This is a genomic window from Massilia sp. BKSP1R2A-1 (assembly GCF_050586525.1).
Lineage (GTDB): Bacteria > Pseudomonadota > Gammaproteobacteria > Burkholderiales > Burkholderiaceae_D > Telluria.
This window is the reverse complement of record NZ_JBOBRE010000023.1, coordinates 17,902-39,230: the sequence shown is the minus strand read 5'-3', so window position 1 is coordinate 39,230 and position 21,329 is coordinate 17,902. Positions and strand designations below refer to the sequence as shown.

Here is a 21,329-nt window from a genome sequence, read left to right as displayed (position 1 = left end):
CAATCATGATGCTGCATATCCCGGGTGTCCTGAGCCGCGAGCAGGTGGCCGACATCCGCGCCCGCATGGCGGGCGCCCCCGAGTGGGTCGACGGACGCGAAAGCGTCGGCCCGCAGGGCGCCCAGGTCAAGCGCAACCGCCAGCTGCGCGAAGGTTCGCCGCTTGCCGTGGAGCTCGGGCAGATCGTCAGCGCGGCGCTCATGAACAACCCGCTGTTCTTTTCAAGCGTGCTGCCGCTGCGCGTGCTCGCCCCTTACTTCAACGCCTACAACGGCGGCGAGCACTACGGCCTGCACGTGGACGGCGCCGTACGCGCCCAGCGCGGCGGCCTGCCGCCGGTGCGCGCGGACGTGTCGACCACGGTGTTCCTGTCCGATCCGGACGATTACGATGGCGGCGAGCTGGTGGTGGTCGATGCCTATGGCACCCACGAGGTGAAGCTGCCGGCGGGGGACGCGATCGTGTATCCGTCGGGGAGCGTGCACCAGGTGCTGCCGGTGACGCGCGGCGAGCGCGTGGCTTCTTTTCTGTGGACCCAGAGCATGGTGCGCGACGATGCGAAGCGCGGGATGCTGTTCGAGCTGGACACGAATATCCAGAAGCTGCGCGGGGTCTACGGGGAGAGCGATGCGACGGTGGGGATCACCGGGCATTATCACAACCTGCTCCGCATGTGGGCGGAGATGTAGCTGCAGAGGCAGGACAAGGAAAAGCCGGCACTCTTGAAGAGCCGGCTTTTTGTTTTTTCAGCGCGGGTTCGTCAAAGCACTTTTCGGCCGGTGAAGAGACGCACCAGGATGACGATCACGGCGGCGACGAGGAGAATGTGGACCAGTCCGCCTGCCACCGAAGTGACCATGCCGAGCAGCCACAGGACCAGAAGTACGATAGCAATGGTGTAAAGCATAATAGGCCTCCGCTTGGGGATAAGAGAGTCGCAGGCTTGCATGCCTGCTTTCCCGATGAGTCCATCGTCCTCTCATCTGCCAGGCTCTTCCGTGCGCGGACGTACGAAGCCATGAGTTTTACCTAGACGCAGGTCTCGGCGCGCGTGTTGTCGCCCATTCTGATCGTCGGCCTCGGGTTGGCAGCCGAAGCCTGCTCGTACAACAGGAAGCAGTCGTTCGCCCTCGGGGTGCCTGCGATGGACCTGGGGACGAGTGACATCGTCCCAGCGGCGACAGTCGATACCGCATAACTCGCGCTCAACCCGGCAGCGTCCGCGGTTGCCTGGCTTGCCGCAGGGTAGCCGTGGACCAGCGCTACATGGCTGTCCTCGAAGGTTTGTATCGTCCCGCCATTGATGAGGAATTTTGCATGCGACATCGCGGCCACGGTCGCGAGGGCTGCCCGGGCATTCTCGAGAGAGGCGTAGCGCGCTTCGCCGGCCATTGCCGTCAGCCTGGGCATGGCGGTGGCGGCCAGGGTGCCGACGATGGCAATGACGGCGGTCGTTTCAACGAGCGTGAAACCGCTTTCCCGACAGCGCAGTCCAAAAGGCTGTAGACGTGCTTTCATAATAAAATGATAACTATGTTAAGCTAATACTAATATGGAAGCTCGGCAGGCGGCGCTCGTTAGGGAGTGTCCGTCGCGTTCACTTCGTGTTCCTCCAGAGCTGGCAAATTCGATTGAGGCGTATGATCGGACCATCGGCCGTCAGGCTCGAGGCCAATTCAATCTGTTGCTAAAGGAGAAGGCTATGCGCGTTGACATCGTGATGGCGGCAAGCGCACTCTGCTTGCTCGGGTGCGCGACCCCACAGGACCGGGCCCTGGCCCAGCAGGCGGAAGTGGAGCGCATGATGATCGAATACGGGCCGGCATGCACGCAGCTGGGCCACGTGCCGAACACGGATCCCTGGCGGGACTGCATCGTCAGGTCGGCAAGCAACGCCGGACGCACAGGCGTATCGACCTCCATTTTCGGCGGCGTTGGCAGTGGAGGGCGCAGCAGCATCGGTATCGGCTTCGGCATCGGGCGCTAGCGCCCACCGTGCCGCGGACGTAAAAAAGGCCGGAACCTTCGCAGGTTCCGGCCTTTTCATTTGGCGAGGAGCCCGCGCGAGCGGGCTCCGGCACATTATGCAGCCAGCAGCTGGCGCAGCACGAACGGCAGGATGCCGCCATGCTTGTAGTAGTCGACTTCGATCGGGGTGTCGATGCGCAGCAGCACTTTGACTTCCTGCGATTCGCCGCCTTCGCGGTGGATCACCAGGGTTGCCAGTTGTTGCGGCTTGATCTCGCCTTCCAGGCCCTTCAGGTCGTAGGTTTCCTTGCCGGTGATGCCCAGGGACTCGACGCTGTCGTTGCCGATGAACTGCAGCGGCAGCACGCCCATGCCCACCAGGTTCGAGCGGTGGATACGCTCGAAGGAACGGCAGATCACGGCCTTCACGCCCAGCAGCTGGGTGCCCTTGGCCGCCCAGTCGCGCGAGGAGCCGGTGCCGTACTCTTCGCCGCCGAAGATCATGGTCGGGGTGCCTTCGGCGACGTACTTCATCGCCGCGTCGTAGATCGACAGCTGTTCGCCCGACGGCTGGTGGATGGTGATGCCGCCTTCGACCGCCGAACCGTCCGCTTTCGGCGGGATCATCTTGTTCTTGATGCGCACGTTGGCGAAGGTGCCGCGCATCATGATCTCGTGGTTGCCGCGGCGCGAGCCGTAGGAGTTGAAGTCGGCCTTCAGGACGCCGTGGTCCTTCAGCCATTTACCTGCCGGGCCGTCTTCCTTGATCGAACCCGCCGGCGAGATGTGGTCGGTGGTGATCGAATCGCCGAACACGCCCAGCGCGCGCGCGCCGGTGATGCCGGTGGCGGCGGCTTTCGGGGTCATCTCGAAGTCGGCGAAGAACGGCGGTTCGGCGATGTAGGTCGATTCCGGCCAGTTGTACACCTGGCCTTCGGTCGAGGACACGCGTTCCCACAGTTCGCCCGGGTTGCCCTTCACGTCGGCGTAGTTCTTCTGGAAGACTTCCGAGTTCATCGCGAAGCGCATCAGTTCGCCCACTTCCTGCGAGGTCGGCCAGATGTCGCCCAGGTAGACGTCGACGCCGTTGCTGTCCTTGCCGACCGGCTCGTTCATCAGGTCGCGGGTCATGTTGCCGGCGATGGCGTAAGCCACGACCAGCGGCGGCGATGCCAGGAAGTTCGAACGGATGTTCGGGTGGATACGTGCTTCGAAGTTGCGGTTGCCCGACAGGACGGCCGAAGCGACGATGTCGTTCTCGACGATCGCGGCGTTCAGTTCCGGGGTCAGGTCGCCGGCGTTGCCGATGCAGGTGGTGCAGCCGTAGGCGGTCACGCCGAAGCCCAGCTTTTCCAGGTAAGGCAGCAGGCCGGCGGCGGTCAGGTACTCGGTGACGACGCGCGAGCCAGGGGCCAGCGAGGACTTGATGTGCGGAGCGACGCTCAATCCACGCTCGACGGCTTTCTTGGCCAAGAGGCCGGCAGCCAGCAGCACGCTCGGGTTCGAGGTGTTGGTGCAGGAAGTGATCGCGGCGATCAGGACGTCGCCGTTCTTCACGCGCACGCCGTTGGTGGTCTCGTAGACCTTGTTCAGGTCTTCCGGCGACTTGTTGAAGCCGTTGGCGGTGGTCGGCTTGCTGAACAGGTCGGTGAAGGTGTTCTTCACGTTGCCCAGTTCGATACGGTCTTGCGGACGCTTCGGACCGGCCAGCGACGGGGTGACGGTCGACAGGTCCAGTTCCAGCACGCGGGTGTAGTCGATCTCGCCGGCTTGCGGGATGCCGAACATGCCCTGGGCCTTGTAGTAGCCTTCGAAGGCTGCCAGTTCGGCTTCGGTACGGCCGGTGCCGCGGAAGTAGTCGACGGTGGCTTCGTCCACCGGGAAGAAGCCCATGGTCGCGCCGTATTCCGGGGCCATGTTGGCGATGGTGGCGCGGTCGGTGGTCGACAGCGAGCGGGTGCCTTCGCCGAAGAACTCGACGAACTTGCCCACGACTTTTTCACGGCGCAGCATCTCGGTGATGGTCAGCACCAGGTCGGTCGCGGTGCAGCCTTCGCGCAGTTTGCCCTTCAGGTTCACGCCGATGACGTCCGGGGTCAGGAAGTAGACCGGCTGGCCCAGCATGCCCGCTTCCGCTTCGATGCCGCCCACGCCCCAGCCGACGACGCCGACGCCGTTGATCATGGTGGTGTGCGAGTCGGTGCCGACCAGGGTGTCCGGGTAGAACACGTCACCCTGCTTCATGACGCCGCGCGCCAGGTATTCCAGGTTGACCTGGTGGACGATGCCGAAGCCCGGCGGCACGACGCCGAAGGTGTCGAATGCCTGCATGCCCCACTTCATGAACTGGTAGCGCTCGTTATTGCGCTGGAATTCCAGCTTCATGTTCAGGTCCAGCGCGTTCGGCTCGCGGAAGTGGTCGATGGTGACCGAGTGGTCGACGACCAGGTCGACCGGTACCAGCGGCTCGATCTTCTTCGGATCGGCGCCGGTCTTGGCGGCGACGTTGCGCATCGCGGCCAGGTCGGCCAGCAGCGGCACGCCGGTGAAGTCCTGCAGCACGACGCGGGCAACGACGAAAGGAATCTCGTCGGTGCGCTCGGCGGTCGCGCCCCAGTTGGCGAGCTGTTTCACGTGCTCTTCGGTGACCTTCTTGCCGTCGCAGTTGCGCAGGACGGATTCGAGGACGATACGGATCGACACCGGCAGGCGCGACAGGTTCACACCGAGGGCTTCACCCAGGGCTGGCAGCGAGTAGTACTGGCCGGTCTGGCCGGCGCCAACCGGGAATTCCTTCAGAGTGTTCAGGGTGTTGTGAGACATCATCTCTCCTTCAGTGGGGATATTGTTCTTACCAATTGCAAAACATCAGACGATCCATGGCTCTCGCCCCGGATCAGCTTTTCTTCTCCGCGGGCAGGCCCGCCGTTACCGGCGCGGACTGCTCCGCATTCTTGCATTCGTTGGCCAGCTGGCGGTTCAGCTTCGAATCCAGCAGGATGCCCTTGGCCGGGATGCCGATCCAGATCAGGCCCCAGTGCGGGTTCTCGAAGCGCAGCGCGCCGGTGGTCGTGCCCACGCGGTTCAGGCGGTGCAGGCGTTTTTTCCAGCGCAGGGCGATGTGGCCGTCGTCCTGGGCGTTGGTGTAGATCGTGATCTTGTTGCCGAGTTCGCAAGCGTATTCGGTCACGACCGTATCGGTGATGTCCGGTTCGTCCACGTCCTGCGGGTTGGCCGCGGGCGCGGCGGCGACTGCCGCGGCAGCGGCGCCCGCTGCGGCGGCCTTCGCGCCTTTCTTTGCCTTCGCTTTCGGCTTGGCCTTGGACTTGGCCTTCAGGACTTCTTCGGCCTTCGGGTGTTGTTCGGTCGCGGCGGATGCGGTCGCGCACACGCCAATGCCTGCCAGCGCAAACGCGCCGGCAGCCAGGAATCGGGAGAGGAGGGAGGACATCAGTTGGAATCCGTTTGGTTGACGATTGCCGCCGCGGCTTCCGGCAGCGCCAGGCCTGCCAGCTTCGCGCGCTGCAAAACGGTCCAATAATATCGGTAGCTCGCGCGGTCGTGCAAGCGGCCGTGTTGCGCGATCGGCCCCCATCCCGCGTTCATGGCTTCTGTCAGAATATTCGTCGCTTCATTCACTTCCGACAGGCGCGGCATGAAGGCTTTCAGGATCGGCTTGATCTGGTCCGGGTGGATGCTCCACATGCGGGTGAAGCCGAATTCCGCGCCCGCGCGCTGGGCGTCGTTGGCCACGACCGCGCTGTCCTTGATATCGGTGGTGACGTTGTGCGAAGCCACCTTGCCGTGGGCGTGGCAGGCCGCGACCATCTCGAGCTTGGCGCGCACCACCAGCGGGTGGGTGAACTGGCCCGGGGTGCGCATCGCGCTGGCCGGCACCGCGCCGTAGTGGCTTGACACGAAGTCCATGATGCCAAACGAGAGGCATTCGACCTGGGGCAGGGCGGCGATGTCGTAGGCTTCGCGCAGGGCGCCGTGGGTCTCGATCAGGACGTGGACCGGCAGGTCCGTGCGGCCGGCCTTGGCGGCGTGCTGGTTGATCAGGTCGATGGCGCGAATGACTTCGGCGGCGCTTTCGACCTTCGGCAGCACCACATAAGCCAGCCGGCTTGCCGTGGCGCCGACGATCACCGCGACGTCGGCCGCGAAGTGTTCGCTGCCCGTGTCGTGCAGGCGCACGCCGATGCGGTTGAAGCGGTTGTCGTCGGAGTTCACCAGTTGGGTCACGAGCAGCGCGTGCTCGGCTTCACTGCCGGCGGCGGCGCCGTCCTCGCAGTCGAAGGTGATGTCGAAGACGGGGCCAAGCTCTTGTTGCAGGGCCATCGATTTGCGCATCAGCTTCTCCGAGCCGCAGTAGTGATCGCAGGCGGGGAGGAGGAGCGGCTGGCGTTTGCCCTGGAATAAAACCTCGGAAGGGTGCATGGTATATCTGGAAACGGATCGGCCATGCCGTCGTTGAACGGCATGGCGCGGTTGGCGCGCCCGCGACATGCGGACGCGCCGTTGTACAACTTAGCCCAGCAGATGAGCGACGCCGGCTTTCTCTTCTTCCAGCTCTTTCAGGGTCAGGTTGATGCGCTCTTGCGAGAACGCGTCGATTTCCAGGCCCTGGACGATCTTGTATTCGCCGTTTTCGGTGGTCACCGGGAAGCCGAACATGGTGCCTTCCGGGATGCCGTACGAACCGTCCGACGGGATGCCCATGGTGGTCCACTTGCCGCCCGTGCCCAGCACCCAGTCACGCACGTGGTCGATCGCTGCGTTGGCTGCCGAAGCTGCCGACGATGCGCCGCGGGCGTCGATGATGGCGGCGCCGCGCTTGCCGACGGTCGGCAGGAAGGTGTCGCGGTTCCAGACGTCGTCGTTGATCGCTTCCTTCACCGACTGGCCGTCGATGGTGGCGAAGCGGTAGTCGGCGTACATGGTCGGCGAGTGGTTGCCCCACACGGCCATCTTCTCGATGCTGCCGACCGGCTTGCCCAGCTTGGCGGCAACCTGCGACAGGGCGCGGTTGTGGTCCAGGCGCAGCATGGCGGTGAAGTTCTTGGCCGGCAGGTTCGGGGCCGACTTCATGGCGATGTAGGCGTTGGTGTTGGCCGGGTTGCCGACCACCAGGACCTTCACGTCACGCGAAGCGACGGCGTCCAAGGCCTTGCCCTGCACGGTGAAGATCTGGGCGTTGGCTTCCAGCAGGTCCTTGCGCTCCATGCCCGGGCCGCGCGGACGTGCGCCGACCAGCAGGGCCACGTCGGCATCCTTGAAGGCGGTCATCGGGTCGGCGTGGGCGGTCATGCCGGCCAGCAGCGGGAATGCGCAGTCGTCGATCTCCATCATGACGCCCTTCAGCGCCTTCTGTGCCTTCTCGTTGTCGATCTCGAGCAGCTGCAGGATGACCGGCTGGTCCTTGCCCAGCATGTCGCCGTTGGCGATGCGGAACAGCAGGGAATAGCCGATCTGGCCGGCCGCGCCGGTCACGGCGACGCGCATTGGGGTTTTAGCCATGATGAATCTCCAAAGTGGGAATGAAAACGGTCGAGCCGAAGGAATGCCTGAAAGAGGAAAGCTGCAATGATACCAAAACAGACACCCTGTCAAATGGATATCGCGCGTGTCCGTGCGTGGACAAGCGGAGGTCCAAACCGATCGCGAGTGTATGCCTCCGGTGTTCACTCTGTCAATTCATATCATATGTCTTATATAAGACACATGTCTTGACGGTCATATACTGGACTCGCATGCACATTTGTGGTGAAATCGCGGTCTATGAATCCCGTCCCGCCCTACAGCAGCGATGCAGCGAGTACCGACGCATCGCCGTCGTTTCGTCCGCTGTACCAGCAGATCAAGGCCCTGATCACCCAGAGCCTGCAGTCGGGCGAGTGGAAACCAGGCGAACTCATGCCGAGCGAGGTCGAACTGGCCGGCCGCTTCAAGGTCAGCCAGGGCACCGTGCGCAAGGCCATCGACGAGCTCGCGGCCGAGAACTTGGTGGTGCGCCGCCAGGGCAAGGGCACTTTCGTTGCCACCCATGCCGAGGAGCGCGCGCATTTCCGCTTCCTGCGCCTGATGCCCGACGAGGGCGTTCCCCACCATCCCGACAACCGCTTCATCGCCGTGCTGCGCATCCGCGCCACGGCCGAAGTGGCGCGCCTGCTCGAACTGAATTCGGGCGACACGGTGGTGTACATCAAGCGCGTGCAGTCCTTCGATGGCGTGCCCACCATCCTGGAAGAACTGTGGCTGCCGGGCGCGCTGTTCAAGGGGCTGACGGCGGAGCGGCTGGTGGAATACAAGGGACCGATGTACGGCCTGTTCGAATCGGAGTTCGGCACGCGCATGATCCGCGCGACCGAGAAGATCCGCGCGGTGCCGGCGGATGCGGCGGCGTCCGAGCACCTCAAGGTGGCGGAAGGCACGCCCTTGCTGTGCGCGGATCGCGTGTCGTTCTCGTATGGAGATAAACCGGTGGAGCTGCGCAGGGGGATCTACTCGACCGCCCGCCATCACTACCAGAACGAATTATCGTAGGGTGGGCGGTCCTCCGCCCACGCGTCCAGCCAGACCATGCGCCGCCACAGTGCATTCGTGAGTTGAACGCGTGGGCAGGAAACCTGCCCGCCCTACAGCAAGGATCGCACGAAGCGATTAAAATTAGTTGGTTTTGAGTAAGCGACGAACAGTACCCGGTTTGTTGCGCGGCTGTTGATTCTGGCAACGGAATTTGGAGCCAGTCACAAAATCGGCGAAAATCAAGGGTTCACTAAAAAACTGTCGTCATAAGGGAGGTGTTACATGTCCGAAGCCGTGAAAGATGCAGCAAAAAAAGGGCGGCCGGAGTTCCGCAACGTTGGCATTGGGGATATTACGGGTAAATATCGCATGCCGCCATCGGCCATCGTGTCGATCCTGCACCGCGTGAGCGGCGCCGGCCTGTTCCTGTTCCTGCCGTTCCTGCTCTACCTGCTGCAGGAAAGCCTGCGTTCCGAGTACTCGTTTGCCCACTTCGCGGGCATCGTCGATAACCCGTTCGTCAAGATCATCCTGCTGGGCCTCTCCTGGGCCTATCTGCACCACTTCACCGCCGGCGTTCGCCACCTGTTCATGGACAACCACCTGGCCCTGGACAAGGACGCTGCGCAGAAGACCGCACGCTGGGTGCTGGTCGTGAGCCTGGCGCTGACCGCGCTGGTCGGCCTGAAATTGTTCGGAGTGTTCTAAATCATGGCAACTAAAAATAACATCGGCCCGCGCCGCCTCGTCGTCGGCGCCCACTACGGCGTGAAAGACTGGCTGGCGCAGCGCGTCACCGCCATCGTCATGGCCGTCTACACCATCGTGCTGCTGGTGTCCTTCCTGACCGCGAACGAATTCTCGTACGAAGCCTGGGCAGGTCTGTTCGCGAAGCAGTGGTTCAAGCTGTTCTCGCTGGTGACCTTCCTCGGCCTGTTCTACCACGCCTGGGTCGGCATCCGTGACATCTGGATGGACTACGTCAAATCGGCAGGCCTGCGCCTGTTCCTGATGCTGTTGACCATCTTCTGGCTGCTCGCCTGCGCCGCCTGGACCGTGCAAATTCTCTGGAGTGTGTAATCGTGGCAGCTATCAAAACTGCAATCCCTACCCGTCGTTTTGACGCGGTCATCGTTGGCGCCGGCGGTTCCGGCATGCGCGCATCGCTGCAGCTGGCTGAAGCCGGCCTGAACGTGGCGGTGCTCTCCAAAGTCTTCCCGACCCGTTCGCACACCGTCGCCGCACAGGGCGGCATCGGCGCCTCGCTGGGCAATATGAGCGAAGACGACTGGTACTGGCACATGTTCGACACCGTCAAGGGTGGCGACTACCTGGGCGACCAGGACGCGATCGAATTCATGTGCCGCGAAGCCCCGAAGGTCGTGTACGAGCTCGAACACTTCGGCATGCCTTTCGACCGCAACCCGGACGGCACGATTTACCAGCGCCCGTTCGGCGGCCACACCGCGAACTTCGGCGAGAAGCCGGTCCAGCGCGCATGCGCCGCGGCCGACCGTACCGGCCACGCACTGCTGCACACCCTGTACCAGCGTAACGTGCGCGCCCGCACCCACTTCTTCGTCGAGTGGATGGCGCTCGACCTGATCCGCGACGCCGAAGGCGACGTGGTCGGCGTGATGGCCCTGGAAATGGAAACCGGCGACGTGATGATCCTGGAAGCGAAGACCACCATCTTCGCCACCGGCGGCGCAGGCCGCATCTTCGCCGCGTCGACCAACGCCTTCATCAACACCGGCGACGGCATGGGCATGGCGGCGCGCGCCGGTCTGCCGCTGCAGGACATGGAGTTCTGGCAGTTCCACCCGACCGGCGTGGCCGGCGCGGGCGTCCTCATCACCGAAGGCGTGCGCGGCGAGGGCGGCATCCTGATCAACTCGAACGGCGAACGCTTCATGGAGCGCTACGCGCCGACCCTGAAAGACCTGGCGCCGCGCGACTTCGTCTCGCGTTCGATGGACCAGGAAATCAAGGAAGGCCGCGGCTGCGGTCCGAACAAGGACCACGTGCTGCTGGACCTGCGCCACATCGGCAAGGACACCATCGAGAAGCGCCTGCCGTCGATCCTGGAAATCGGCCACAAGTTCGCCAACGTCGACGCGACCAAGGAACCGATCCCTGTCGTCCCGACCATCCACTACCAGATGGGCGGCATCCCGACCAACATCCACGGCCAGGTCGTCGCACCAGACGGCGCCGGCGGCCAGAAGATCGTCAACGGCCTGTACGCAATCGGCGAATGCGCCTGCGTCTCGGTCCACGGCGCAAACCGCCTGGGCACCAACTCGCTGCTCGACCTGGTGGTCTTCGGCCGCGCGGCCGGCAACCACGTGGTCGCCTCGAACCTGAAGCAGAAGCTGAACAAGCCGCTGCCGCAGGACGCAGCCGACTTCGCACTGGACCGCCTGAACCGCCTCGAGACCTCGACCGGCAGCGAAAAAGTGCAGGGCGTCGCCAACGACATCCGCGCCACCATGCAGAAGTACTGCGGCGTGTTCCGCACCCAGGAACTGCTGGATGCGGGCGTCAAGGAAATCATGAAGCTGGACGAGCGCCGCAAGCACGTGTCGTTCAAGGACAAGTCGAAGGTGTTCAACACCGCCCGCGTGGAAGCGCTGGAACTCGACAACCTGATCGAGACCGCCAAGGCGACCATCGTGTCGGCAGCGGCCCGTCCGGAATCGCGCGGCGCGCACGCCCACAGCGACTACCCGAACCGCGACGACGAGAACTGGATGAAGCACACCCTGTGGTTCTCGGAGAACAACCGCCTCGAGTACAAGGCAGTCGTCACCAAGCCGCTCACCGTCGACACCTTCAAGCCGAAGGCCCGTACTTTCTAATAGGTTTAAAACATGGCACGCACCGTCCAACTGAAGATCTACCGCTACGATCCGGACAAGGATACGAAGCCTTACATGCAAGACGTCACCGTCGAGCTGCAAGACACCGACAAGATGCTGCTCGACGCGCTGCAGCGCATCAAGTCGGACGTCGACGATTCGCTGGCCCTGCGCCGCTCCTGCCGCGAAGGCGTGTGCGGTTCGGACGCGATGAACATCAACGGCAAGAACGGCCTGGCCTGCACCACCAACCTGAACGAACTGACCCAGCCGATCGTGCTGCGTCCGCTGCCAGGCCTGCCGGTGGTCCGCGACCTGATCGTCGACATGACCAACTTCTTCAAGCAGTACCACTCGATCAAGCCCTACCTGATCAACGATTCGATCAAGCCGGAGAAAGAGCGCCTGCAGTCGCCGGAAGAGCGCGAAGAGCTCGACGGCCTGTACGAGTGCATCCTGTGCGCCTGCTGCTCGACTTCCTGCCCGTCGTTCTGGTGGAACCCGGACAAGTTCGTCGGCCCGGCCGGCCTGCTGCAGGCCTACCGCTTCATCGCCGACTCGCGCGACGAAGCCACCAACGAGCGCCTGGACAACCTGGAAGACCCGTACCGCCTGTTCCGCTGCCACTCGATCATGAATTGCACGGACGTGTGCCCGAAGGGCCTGAATCCGAACAAGGCGATCGGCAAGATCAAGGAATTGCTGGTTCGTCGCGCGATCTAAGTCGCGTCGCGTCTTTTCAGATGTGATGTGAACGCGTGGGCAAGGGATTGCCCACCCTACGTAGGGTGGGCGGTCCTCCGCCCACGCGTCCAACCAGAAGCAGCAAATCGCAGCATCGTGCGTTAAAAGATGCCGCAAATACAGTAAAAGTACCGTACTGCCGAATCCCGGCATGCGGAGTATGATGTTGACCCAACAACGGACTCTAGTGAAAACGCATCAATCCGACCCCACGAACCGCGCCCGCCTGCGCTGGCGCGCCCGCCGTGGCCTGCTCGAGAACGATTTGATCCTCACGCGCTTCCTCGATGCGCATGAAGAAGAATTGAGCGACGAGGAAGTCGATGCGCTGACCCGCTTGCTGGACCTGGCGGACAATCCGCTGATGGACCTGCTGCTGGGCCGCTCCGAGCCTGAAGGCGAGGTCGACCAGCCGCACGTGCGCGCCTTGCTGGCGCGCCTGCGGCAAGCCTGAGACAGCCGTTTTTCGTTTTTAAGATCCACTCCCACAAGAAGGAAGTGCCATGAATATCTCTGATACCAAAGCCACCCTGTCGTTCTCCGACGGCAGCCCGTCGGTCGACATGCCGATCTACAAAGGCACCATCGGCCCGGACGTCATCGACATCCGCAAGCTGTACGGCCAGACCGGCAAGTTCACCTACGACCCTGGCTTCATGTCGACTGCCTCGTGCAACTCGAGCATCACCTACATCGACGGTGACAAGGGCGAGCTGCTGTACCGCGGCTACCCGATCGAGCAGCTGGCCGTCAACTGCGACTTCCTGGAAACCTGCTACCTGCTGCTGAACGGCGAACTGCCGAACGCCGCGCAGAAGGCCGAGTTCGAGAACACCGTGACCCGCCACACGATGATTCACGAGCAGATGAACTTCTTCTTCCGCGGCTTCCGCCGTGACGCACACCCGATGTCGGTCCTGGTCGGCACCGTCGGCGCGCTGGCTTCGTTCTACCACGATTCGCTCGACATCAACGATCCGCAGCAGCGCGAGATCTCGGCCATCCGCCTGATCGCCAAGCTGCCGACCCTGGTCGCGATGGCATACAAGTACTCGGTCGGCCAGCCCTTCATGTACCCGCGCAACGACCTGTCGTACAGCGCCAACTTCATGTACATGATGTTCGCCAACCCGTGCGAAGAGTACAAGGTCAACGACGTGCTGGTGCGCGCCCTGGACCGCATCCTGATCCTGCACGCCGACCACGAGCAGAACGCCTCGACCTCGACCGTCCGCCTGGCCGGTTCGTCGGGCGCCAACCCGTTCGCCTGTATCGCTGCCGGTATCGCCTGCCTGTGGGGCCCGGCCCACGGCGGCGCCAACGAAGCCGCACTGACCATGCTGAAGGAAATTGGCAGCGTCGAGAACATCCCGGCCTTCATCGAGAAGGTCAAGGACAAGAACTCGGGCGTGAAGCTGATGGGCTTCGGTCACCGCGTCTACAAGAACTTCGACCCGCGCGCCAAGCTGATGCGCGAAACCTGCCACGAAGTGCTGAACGAACTGGGCCTGCAGGACGACCCGCTGTTCAAGCTCGCGATGGAACTGGAAAAGATCGCCCTGAACGACGAATACTTCGTGTCGCGCAAGCTGTACCCGAACGTCGACTTCTACTCGGGCATCGTGCAGTCGGCCCTGGGCATCCCGGTCTCGCTGTTCACCGGTATCTTCGCGATGGCCCGTACCATCGGCTGGATCGCCCAGTGGAACGAAATGATCGCCGATCCGGAACAGAAGATCGGCCGCCCGCGCCAGCTGTTCGTCGGCTCGCCGGTGCGCGACGTGCCGGGTATCGACAAGCGCTGATCACTTCGCGATGTCATCAGGAGCGGGCTTCGGCCCGCTTTTTTTTCGCCTATTGGATTTGTGGCAATTTTGACGCATTGTTCATCATTTCCTTGCTGAGCTGAACGACCGTTCGGTAGACTGCTTGTCTTTACAAGTGTGTCGTTCGCAAAGGAAAAGAATGAAGACTCTCCGCTCCCGCCTGACCCTCCCGACCCGCCACAGCCTGATGTGCATGGCCGTCGCCAGCGCCTTTCCCTTCAATGCGGCCCTGGCCCAAGACGCCGTCCCGGCCCCGCAAGATGCCCCGGCCGAGAAGGCGCAGGGGCAGGGCGGCCAGCGCCTCGATGTGGTCATCGTGACGGCGCAGCGGCGTGCGGAGAACATCAAGGACGTGCCGATGTCCATCACCACGGTCAGCGGCGACAAGCTCGACACGCTCACCGCCGGCGGCCAGGACATCCGCTTCCTGTCCGGCCGCTCCCCAAGCCTGAACATCGAATCCGACTACGGCCGTTCCTTCCCGCGCTTCTATATCCGCGGGCAGGGCAATACCGACTTCGACCTGAACGCCTCGCAGCCGGTCGGCCTGGTGGTCGACGACATCGTCCAGGAAAGCCCCATGCTCAAGGGCTTCCCGGTGTTCGACGTCGAGCAGGTCGAGGTGCTGCGCGGCCCGCAGGGCACGCTGTTCGGCCGTAACTCGCCTGCCGGCGTCATCAAGTTCGATTCCGTGCGTCCGGTGTTCCGCACCGAGGGCTATCTCAGCGCCGGTTTCGGCAAGGATGGCGTGAAGAACGCCGAAGGCGCATTCAACCTGCCGCTGGGCCAGACGGTCGCGGCGCGCCTGTCGCTGCAGTCGCAGAACCGCGACGACCGCGTCCACAACCCGCGCCCGACCGGCACCCGCGACTTCGAGGGCTACCACGACAACGCCGGCCGCCTGCAAGTGCTGTTCAAGCCGAGCAAGGAATTCAGCGCGCTGTTCAACTTCCACGCCCGCGACCTCGACAACAACGCGACCCTGTTCCGCGCCAACATCATCAAGCAGGGGACCAACGAACTGGTCGACGGCTTCGACTACGGCAGCTATCCGACCGACGGCGTCAACAAGCAGACCCTGCGCACCAAGGGCGGCAGCGCGCGCCTGCGCTGGGACCTGCCGAGCGTGACCCTGCACTCGATCACGGGCTATGAAACCGCCGACTTCTACAGCCGCGCCGACGTCGACGGCGGCTACGGCGCCGTGTATGCGCAGCCGATGGGGCCGGGCTACATCCCCTTCGTGGTGGAGACGGCCGACCTGCTGCCGGCGCACCGCCAGTTCACCCAGGAGTTCCGGGCCGAGTCCAACGCATCCGGCCCGCTGCAGTGGATCGGCGGCCTGTTCTACTTCAACGAAGACATCCGCATCGACAGCATCAGCTTCGATTCCCTGGCCCCGGGCAATCCGCAGAACCCGTTCTATGCGACCCAGGACCAGTCGACCAAGTCGTGGGCGGCCTTCGGCTCGGTGAACTACACCGTGTCGGACAAGCTGAAAGTGCGCGCCGGCCTGCGCTACACCAACGACAAGAAGGACTTCTCGGCGCGCCGCGTCGAGGCCACCACGGCCGGTCCCTTCATCATCAACAACGAGTCGAACAACGTCAGCTGGGATCTGAGCGGCACCTATGCGCTGGACCAGGACACCAACCTGTTCGCGCGCATCGCCACCGGCTATCGCGCGCCCAGCATGCAGGGCCGCCTGAACGGCCTGGCCGACCGTCCGTCCTTCGCCGACGCCGAGGAAGTGCTGTCCTGGGAGGCCGGCTTCAAGAAGGAGCTGTTCGACCGCCGCGCGCGCGTGTCGGCCAGCGTGTTCCAGTACCGCGTCAAGGACAAGCAGCTCACCGCCGGCAGCGGCGTGATCAACATGAACCAGCTGATCAACGCCGACAAGGTCACCGGCCAGGGCGTCGAGCTGGACTTCCAGGCGGTGCTGTCCGATTCGCTGCGCATGACCTTCGGCGGCAGCTACAACGACACCGAGATCAAGGACGGCTCGCTGTTCGTCCAGCAGTGCGGCAACTTCGCCAACACCGGCGGGCGCGCCGGCTGCACGGTGACCAACCCGGTCGGCCCCTTCCCGGGCACCGTCCGCATCGACGGCAATCCGCTGCCGCGCGCGCCGCGCTGGCAGGCCAACCTGACGCTGCGCTACAGCGTCCCGCTCGGCAATGGCGACTTCTACGCGGACACCGACTGGGCCTACCGCAGCACCTACGACATGTTCCTGTACGAAGCCAGGGAGTACAAGGCCAAGTCGCTGCTGGAAGGCGGTGCGCGCACCGGCTACAAGTGGGGCGACGGCAAGTACGAACTGGCCGCCTACGTGCGCAACATCACCGACGAAGTCCAGGTCCAGGCCGCGATCGACTTCGACAACCTGACCGGCATCGTGACCGAGCCGCGCACCTATGGCGTGCAGTTCCGCATGAACTTCTAGGCACTTCAGAACCTTGGTGTCAGGTCTGACATCTAGACACGGTCTCAGCCATAGTCCGCTGCTACTGTCGAGGTCGTGTCCGAATGTCAGACCTGACACCCAGAAGCTCGATTGCCCGTACCATCGGCTGGATCGCCCAGTGGAACGAAATGATCGCCGATCCGGAACAGAAGATCGGCCGCCCGCGCCAGCTGTTCGTCGGCTCGCCGGTACGCGACGTGCCGGGGATCGACAAGCGTTAATCCTCAACGCGGCGTCGTCAGGAAAGCGGGATTCGGCCCGCTTTTTTTCGCCCATTGGGTTTTGTGGCAATTTCGACGCATTGTTCACCATTTCCTTGCTGAGCTGAACGACCCTTCGGTGGGCGCGTGTCGAGAATATTTACATTAGTTTCATAACCAACAATGATGATTCCATAAGTCATTGATTTGTAAAAGTAAATATTGCTGGCATGCATCGTGCTTTAACATGGAGACACAAAACTAAAGGGTTTCCAATGAAAAAGCTGATCTCGTCCATCTTCGCCTCGCTCATCCTCGCTGCCAGTGTGCAAGCACATGCAGGCCTCGTCGCCCATGAGGCAGTAAGCGGCCTCGCGACCTTCAAAGACACTTCGACCAATCTGGTATGGCTCCAACTGCCTGTGTTATTCGGCAAGAGCTACGCGGACCAGCTGGCCATCGCCAATGCTGCCGGTTTCCAGGTTGCGGACCTGACCGCCGTGCAAACCCTGGCCAACGGCTCGGCCAACCTGAACACCCAGTCCTGGGGCGAGATCGCAGCCGTGATGGGCCGATCCGGCGAGCGTGAACTGATCTGGGGCAACTATGATGCGTCGGGGCAGGATCCAAGCACGGTTGGATGGTTTTACGCTTACAACAATAACGGCTGGTACCACTACGAGCAAACCGATGCTGGCGCCTTTTCCGACCTCGGTCTCTGGGCTTACCAGGTCGACGCGGCAGATGTCCCGGAACCGGCGTCCGCCGCGCTGATCGGACTTGGCCTGCTCGGATTCGCCATGTCGCGCCGTAAGCCCACAGCCAAGTAAGGTAGTGCCGGGGACGATCCCGTCGACAAGCGGACTTCGGTCCGCTTGTTTCGTTTTCTCGTCCGCGTGAACGGCGTTTGATTACCCGGCTTCGGGTACATTAGCGTGTTTCCGACAGTATTGAAGAGCACGCAATGTCATACCCCTACCTGAGCGACGTGGTACGCGCACTCACCGGCCTCGACCTCCCGCTGCCGTTCGCCACCTTCGGCCTCCTGGTCGCCTGCGCCATGTTTGCCGCCGCATCCTGCCTCACCGCCGAGCTGCGCCGACTCTACGAAGCTGGCGCGCTGCTGCCGGGGCGACGCCTCGTTAACGGCAAGCCGATCGTCAAGCCGCCGCACGAACTCGTTTCCAACCTCACCATGCTGGTCATGTTCACCGGCATCGTCGGCGCGCGGCTCTTCCACATCCTGGAGAACACCCAGCAGTTCGCGCTCGATCCCTGGTCGATGATCTTCAGCCGCTCGGGCCTCAGCGTCTTCGGCGGCCTGATCGTCGGGACCCTGGCGGGGCTGGTCTACGTGCGCCGCTGGCAGCTGCCGGTGCGCCCGATGCTGGACGCGGTGGCGCCGGCGATGATGCTGGGGTATGCGATCGGCCGTCTCGGCTGCCAAATATCCGGTGACGGGGACTGGGGCATCGCGGCGAACATGGCCTTGAAGCCCGACTGGCTGCCGACCTGGTTCTGGGCCCAGACCTACGAGAACAACATCTACGGCGAGGTCATCGCCGCGCCCGGCGTCTATCCCACGCCGGTCTACGAATCGGCGATGGCCCTGGCCTGCTTTGCGCTGCTGTGGGCGCTTCGCAGGCATCCCTTCCGCACGGGCTGGCTGTTCTCGCTCTACCTGCTGCTGGCGGGCGTGGAGCGCCTGCTGATCGAGCAGATCCGGGTGAACCCGCCGTACAGCTTCGCGGGCATGCACGCGACCCAGGCCGAGCTGATCGCCGCCGCCATGATCGTCGCGGGGATCGTCGGACTCGTGCTGCTCGGACGGCGCAATGCGGCGCCTGCCGGCGCGCAGGCGCCCCAAACCTAGAGGAGGGCATATGATCAAGCAAGTCGGCACGACCGTCATCCAGCCCGTGCACAAGGCCAGCTGCCATTGCGGCGCGGTGGAACTGGCATTGAGCCTGCCGAACGGCATCGTCGATCCGCGCCGCTGCGACTGCTCGATCTGCCGCCGCAAGGGGGCGATCGTCGCCTCGGTGCCCCTGTCCGGCATCCGGATCGTGAAGGGCGAGGACGTCCTGACGCTCTACCAGTTCAATACCATGACGGCCAAGCATTACTTCTGTTCCGTGTGCGGCATCTACACCCACCACCAGCGCCGTTCGAATCCGCAGGAATACGGCTACAACGTCGGCTGTCTCGAAGACGTCAATCCTTTCGATCTGGGCGAGGTTGCGACCAACGATGGCGTGAACCACCCGGCGGACCGGAAGCAGGCCTGATCCGGTAGCGCCCTCAGCGGTTCCAGTTGCACTTGCCGCGCACGATCGCCGTGGCCCAGAAGGGCAGGGCGAAGATGCCGCCGACGCCGATGTTCCACCCCTTGTACACGGTACTGGCCGGCTGGTGTTTCAGGGCATTCGGGCCCATGCAGTGGGGCCGCTCGGCATCAGAGAACTGGCGGGCAAATTCCTTGTAGGGACCGCCGCTGAGCGCGGCGCCGCTCCCCGACAGCGGCTGGCCCGGCATCTCGGCCAGCACCTCCCGTACGGCTTTTCCGATCGCTTCATCGCTCGGGCGCGCGTCCGGCTTCGGCTGCGGCTGCGGCGTCGGCGGGCCGGGAAGGGCGAAGGGATCCTTCCCCACATCGGTGGACACATCCTGCATGTCCGCATACACCACGAGCAGCGGTGCGCTTGCGGTGGCGAGTGCGGTGAGAAACCGGGTTTTCATCGTGATCGATCGGAATGGCGACCGCCAGACTGTAGCCGGGCAGTTCTTAATCCTGTATTAACGGACGTAAAGTCATGTGAGGTGGATAAAGCGCGCCGCTGGATTGCGCTGTGGAATTGATGAGCAAGGCTCATAAGCCCTTGCATTTTTAGCACTGAATGGCGGCGGCTCCAGCCCCTACAATCGACGGGATGTGCCCTTGGAACGCACGCTTTCAGTGCAAATGCCGCGAGACGCCTGAGGCAAGCGAACCGCACGCCTCGAAAACGCGAAAAGCGTTATGTTCCTGACTTCGGTTTCGCATGCGCGTTTTCGTCAAATCCGCCGAAAACTGCCCTGCGCGGCGAACCTCCGTATCCACGGTCCACCCATCACTCGCCCAGAAAGGAAACACGATGCCCGACTTCGATCCAAACCGGCGGCAGCTGCTGAAGGCGTCGACCGTCGCCGTCGGCGGCGTCGCGGTCGCCTCCCAGCTCGCGCCCAGCGCCCAGGCCGCGCCCGCCGCCCAGCCGGCAACGAACACCACGCCCACCACCATGAGCATCCGTCTGAAAGTCAACGGCATCGAACACCAGCTGATGGTCGACCCGCGCACCAGCCTGCTGGACGCGCTGCGCGATCGCCTGCACCTGACGGGCAGCAAGAAGGGCTGCGACCAGGGCCAGTGCGGCGCCTGCACCGTCCTGATCGACGGAAGAAGGACAACCTCCTGTCTTACTCTGGCCGTGATGCAGGAAGGCCACGAGATCACCACCATCGAGGGCCTCGGCACCCCGACCAACCTGCATCCGCTGCAGCGCGCCTTCATCAAGCACGACGGCTTCCAGTGCGGCTTCTGCACGCCGGGCCAGATCTGTTCGGCCGTGGGCATGCTGGAAGAGATCCGCGCCGGCGCGCCCAGCCATGTGACGGCCGACCTCGGCGCGAACGTCGTGGCCAGCCCGATGGAATTCCGCGAGCGCATGAGCGGCAATATCTGTCGATGCGGCGCCTACTCGAACATCCAGGAAGCCATCGCGGAAGTGGCGGGGGTGAAGCCATGAAGGCCTTTACCTACGAGCGCGCCAAGTCGCCCCAGGAGGCCGCCGCCACGGCCGCGCGCATCCCGAATTCCCGCTTTGTGGCGGGCGGCACCAACCTGCTCGACCTGATGAAGCTGCAGATCGAGACGCCGTCCCACCTCATCGACGTCAACGACCTGGCCCTCGACCGCATCGAGCCAACCCAGAACGGCGGCCTGCGCATCGGCGCCCTGGTGAGGAACAGCGACCTGGCCGCCGACCTGCGCGTGCGGCGCGACTACGGCGTGCTCTCGCGCGCCCTGTTGGCGGGCGCCTCGGGCCAGCTGCGCAACCAGGCGACCACCGCCGGCAACCTGCTGCAGCGCACCCGCTGCCCCTACTTCTACGACACCAACCAGCCCTGCAACAAGCGTAAACCCGGCAGCGGCTGCAGCGCCATCGGCGGCTTCACCCGCTTGCACGCCATCGTCGGCCAGAGCGATGCCTGCATCGCCACCCACCCGAGCGATATGGCGGTGGCGATGCGCGTGCTCGATGCGCAGGTGGAGACGGTGTCGCCCACGGGCGCGACGCGCGTGATCCCGATCGCCGACTTCCACCGCCTGCCGGGCAACACGCCGCACATCGACCACAATCTGCAGCCCGGTGAACTGATCACGGCCGTGACCCTGCCGCCGCCCATCGGCGGCGTGCACGTGTACCGCAAGGTGCGCGATCGCGCTTCCTATGCCTTCGCCATCGTGTCGGTGGCCGCCGTCGTGCAGCGCGACGGGGCCGGCCGCGTGGCGCTGGGCGGCGTGGCCCATAAACCGTGGCGCGTCGAGGCGGCGGAGAGCGCGATGCCGCGCGGTGCGCAGGCCGCGGCAGCGGGCATCCTGCAGGGCGCCCGCACGACGCAGGACAACGCATTCAAGGTGCCGCTCGTGGAACGCACGCTGGCCTCCATCATCGCTGAAGCCAAGGGATAAACC

General features: G+C 63.8%; 22 protein-coding genes and 1 pseudogene. 16 read left to right on the top strand and 7 right to left on the bottom strand.

The window, feature by feature from the left end:
• Window positions 1–5 precede the first annotated feature (5 nt).
• Window positions 6–689, top strand: coding sequence for a Fe2+-dependent dioxygenase (locus tag ACQ7JA_RS24445; RefSeq protein WP_430902299.1), 684 nt, complete (start codon window positions 6–8; stop codon window positions 687–689).
• A 71-nt stretch (window positions 690–760) separates the two neighbouring features.
• On the opposite strand, the gene ACQ7JA_RS24440 is transcribed toward ACQ7JA_RS24445, so the two are convergent.
• Both ACQ7JA_RS24440 and ACQ7JA_RS24435 read right to left on the bottom strand, forming a co-directional pair.
• Entirely contained in the window at window positions 761–907 is a 147-nt protein-coding gene (locus ACQ7JA_RS24440) for a lmo0937 family membrane protein (RefSeq protein WP_430902298.1), read from the bottom strand.
• 122 nt (window positions 908–1,029) lie between these two features.
• Complete coding sequence (locus ACQ7JA_RS24435) at window positions 1,030–1,518, bottom strand: type II secretion system protein (RefSeq protein WP_430902297.1); 489 nt, start codon at window positions 1,516–1,518, stop codon at window positions 1,030–1,032.
• Between the two features lie 184 nt (window positions 1,519–1,702).
• Between ACQ7JA_RS24435 and ACQ7JA_RS24430 the strand changes: the two genes are divergently transcribed.
• Window positions 1,703–1,987: a hypothetical protein gene (locus tag ACQ7JA_RS24430; protein WP_430902296.1), complete on the top strand. Its 285-nt coding sequence runs from the start codon at window positions 1,703–1,705 to the stop codon at window positions 1,985–1,987.
• A gap of 95 nt (window positions 1,988–2,082) precedes the next feature.
• Here the strand turns inward: ACQ7JA_RS24430 and acnA are convergent, their stop codons facing one another.
• From acnA to ACQ7JA_RS24410, 4 genes are all read right to left on the bottom strand, one after another.
• Window positions 2,083–4,791, bottom strand: a complete 2,709-nt coding sequence (gene acnA, locus ACQ7JA_RS24425; protein WP_430902306.1) for an aconitate hydratase AcnA — start codon at window positions 4,789–4,791, stop codon at window positions 2,083–2,085.
• A gap of 73 nt (window positions 4,792–4,864) precedes the next feature.
• A complete protein-coding gene (locus ACQ7JA_RS24420) occupies window positions 4,865–5,419 on the bottom strand; it encodes a hypothetical protein (RefSeq protein ID WP_430902295.1) in 555 nt (184 codons plus the stop codon).
• The gene (locus tag ACQ7JA_RS24415) at window positions 5,419–6,408 is read right to left on the bottom strand and encodes an HpcH/HpaI aldolase/citrate lyase family protein (protein ID WP_430902294.1); all 990 of its coding nucleotides are present in this window, start codon (window positions 6,406–6,408) and stop codon (window positions 5,419–5,421) included. Before ACQ7JA_RS24415 ends, ACQ7JA_RS24420 begins: the two co-directional genes overlap by 1 nt.
• 90 nt (window positions 6,409–6,498) lie before the next feature.
• The gene (locus tag ACQ7JA_RS24410) at window positions 6,499–7,488 is read right to left on the bottom strand and encodes a malate dehydrogenase (protein WP_430902293.1); all 990 of its coding nucleotides are present in this window, start codon (window positions 7,486–7,488) and stop codon (window positions 6,499–6,501) included.
• A gap of 261 nt (window positions 7,489–7,749) precedes the next feature.
• On the opposite strand from ACQ7JA_RS24410, the gene ACQ7JA_RS24405 reads away from it, so the two are divergent.
• The 12 genes and pseudogenes from ACQ7JA_RS24405 (at window position 7,750) to ACQ7JA_RS24350 (ending at window position 18,882) form a co-directional block, all read left to right on the top strand.
• Window positions 7,750–8,514, top strand: coding sequence for a GntR family transcriptional regulator (locus ACQ7JA_RS24405; RefSeq protein WP_430902292.1), 765 nt, complete (start codon window positions 7,750–7,752; stop codon window positions 8,512–8,514).
• 276 nt (window positions 8,515–8,790) lie between these two features.
• Window positions 8,791–9,204, top strand: a complete 414-nt coding sequence (gene sdhC / locus ACQ7JA_RS24400; RefSeq protein ID WP_430902305.1) for a succinate dehydrogenase, cytochrome b556 subunit — start codon at window positions 8,791–8,793, stop codon at window positions 9,202–9,204.
• A 3-nt stretch (window positions 9,205–9,207) separates the two neighbouring features.
• Entirely contained in the window at window positions 9,208–9,576 is a 369-nt protein-coding gene (gene sdhD / locus ACQ7JA_RS24395) for a succinate dehydrogenase, hydrophobic membrane anchor protein (RefSeq protein ID WP_430902291.1), read from the top strand.
• A 2-nt stretch (window positions 9,577–9,578) separates the two neighbouring features.
• Complete coding sequence (gene sdhA / locus ACQ7JA_RS24390; RefSeq protein ID WP_430902290.1) at window positions 9,579–11,357, top strand: succinate dehydrogenase flavoprotein subunit; 1,779 nt, start codon at window positions 9,579–9,581, stop codon at window positions 11,355–11,357.
• A 12-nt stretch (window positions 11,358–11,369) separates the two neighbouring features.
• Complete coding sequence (locus ACQ7JA_RS24385; RefSeq protein ID WP_258825872.1) at window positions 11,370–12,080, top strand: succinate dehydrogenase iron-sulfur subunit; 711 nt, start codon at window positions 11,370–11,372, stop codon at window positions 12,078–12,080.
• A gap of 172 nt (window positions 12,081–12,252) precedes the next feature.
• Window positions 12,253–12,555 (top strand): succinate dehydrogenase assembly factor 2, encoded by a 303-nt coding sequence (locus tag ACQ7JA_RS24380; RefSeq protein ID WP_430902289.1) that lies wholly within the window; start codon window positions 12,253–12,255, stop codon window positions 12,553–12,555.
• A gap of 49 nt (window positions 12,556–12,604) precedes the next feature.
• Window positions 12,605–13,906: a citrate synthase gene (gene gltA, locus ACQ7JA_RS24375; RefSeq protein ID WP_430902288.1), complete on the top strand. Its 1,302-nt coding sequence runs from the start codon at window positions 12,605–12,607 to the stop codon at window positions 13,904–13,906.
• Between the two features lie 160 nt (window positions 13,907–14,066).
• The gene (locus tag ACQ7JA_RS24370) at window positions 14,067–16,373 is read left to right on the top strand and encodes a TonB-dependent receptor (protein ID WP_430902287.1); all 2,307 of its coding nucleotides are present in this window, start codon (window positions 14,067–14,069) and stop codon (window positions 16,371–16,373) included.
• Window positions 16,374–16,480: 107 nt separating this feature from the next.
• A pseudogene (gene gltA / locus ACQ7JA_RS24365) lies at window positions 16,481–16,615 on the top strand (citrate (Si)-synthase); the annotation flags it as partial.
• Between the two features lie 254 nt (window positions 16,616–16,869).
• Window positions 16,870–17,424, top strand: coding sequence for a PEP-CTERM sorting domain-containing protein (locus ACQ7JA_RS24360; protein WP_430902286.1), 555 nt, complete (start codon window positions 16,870–16,872; stop codon window positions 17,422–17,424).
• A gap of 134 nt (window positions 17,425–17,558) precedes the next feature.
• Complete coding sequence (locus ACQ7JA_RS24355) at window positions 17,559–18,467, top strand: prolipoprotein diacylglyceryl transferase (RefSeq protein ID WP_430902285.1); 909 nt, start codon at window positions 17,559–17,561, stop codon at window positions 18,465–18,467.
• Between the two features lie 10 nt (window positions 18,468–18,477).
• A complete protein-coding gene (locus ACQ7JA_RS24350) occupies window positions 18,478–18,882 on the top strand; it encodes a GFA family protein (RefSeq protein WP_430902284.1) in 405 nt (134 codons plus the stop codon).
• Window positions 18,883–18,895: 13 nt separating this feature from the next.
• On the opposite strand, the gene ACQ7JA_RS24345 is transcribed toward ACQ7JA_RS24350, so the two are convergent.
• Window positions 18,896–19,333, bottom strand: coding sequence for a hypothetical protein (locus tag ACQ7JA_RS24345; protein ID WP_430902283.1), 438 nt, complete (start codon window positions 19,331–19,333; stop codon window positions 18,896–18,898).
• 395 nt (window positions 19,334–19,728) lie between these two features.
• On the opposite strand from ACQ7JA_RS24345, the gene paoA reads away from it, so the two are divergent.
• Together paoA and ACQ7JA_RS24335 are read left to right on the top strand one after the other, a co-directional pair.
• Window positions 19,729–20,379, top strand: a complete 651-nt coding sequence (gene paoA, locus ACQ7JA_RS24340; RefSeq protein ID WP_430902282.1) for an aldehyde dehydrogenase iron-sulfur subunit PaoA — start codon at window positions 19,729–19,731, stop codon at window positions 20,377–20,379.
• Window positions 20,376–21,326 (top strand): FAD binding domain-containing protein, encoded by a 951-nt coding sequence (locus ACQ7JA_RS24335; RefSeq protein WP_430902281.1) that lies wholly within the window; start codon window positions 20,376–20,378, stop codon window positions 21,324–21,326. The genes paoA and ACQ7JA_RS24335 overlap by 4 nt, the downstream gene beginning before the upstream one ends.
• The last annotated feature ends 3 nt before the right edge of the window (window positions 21,327–21,329 follow it).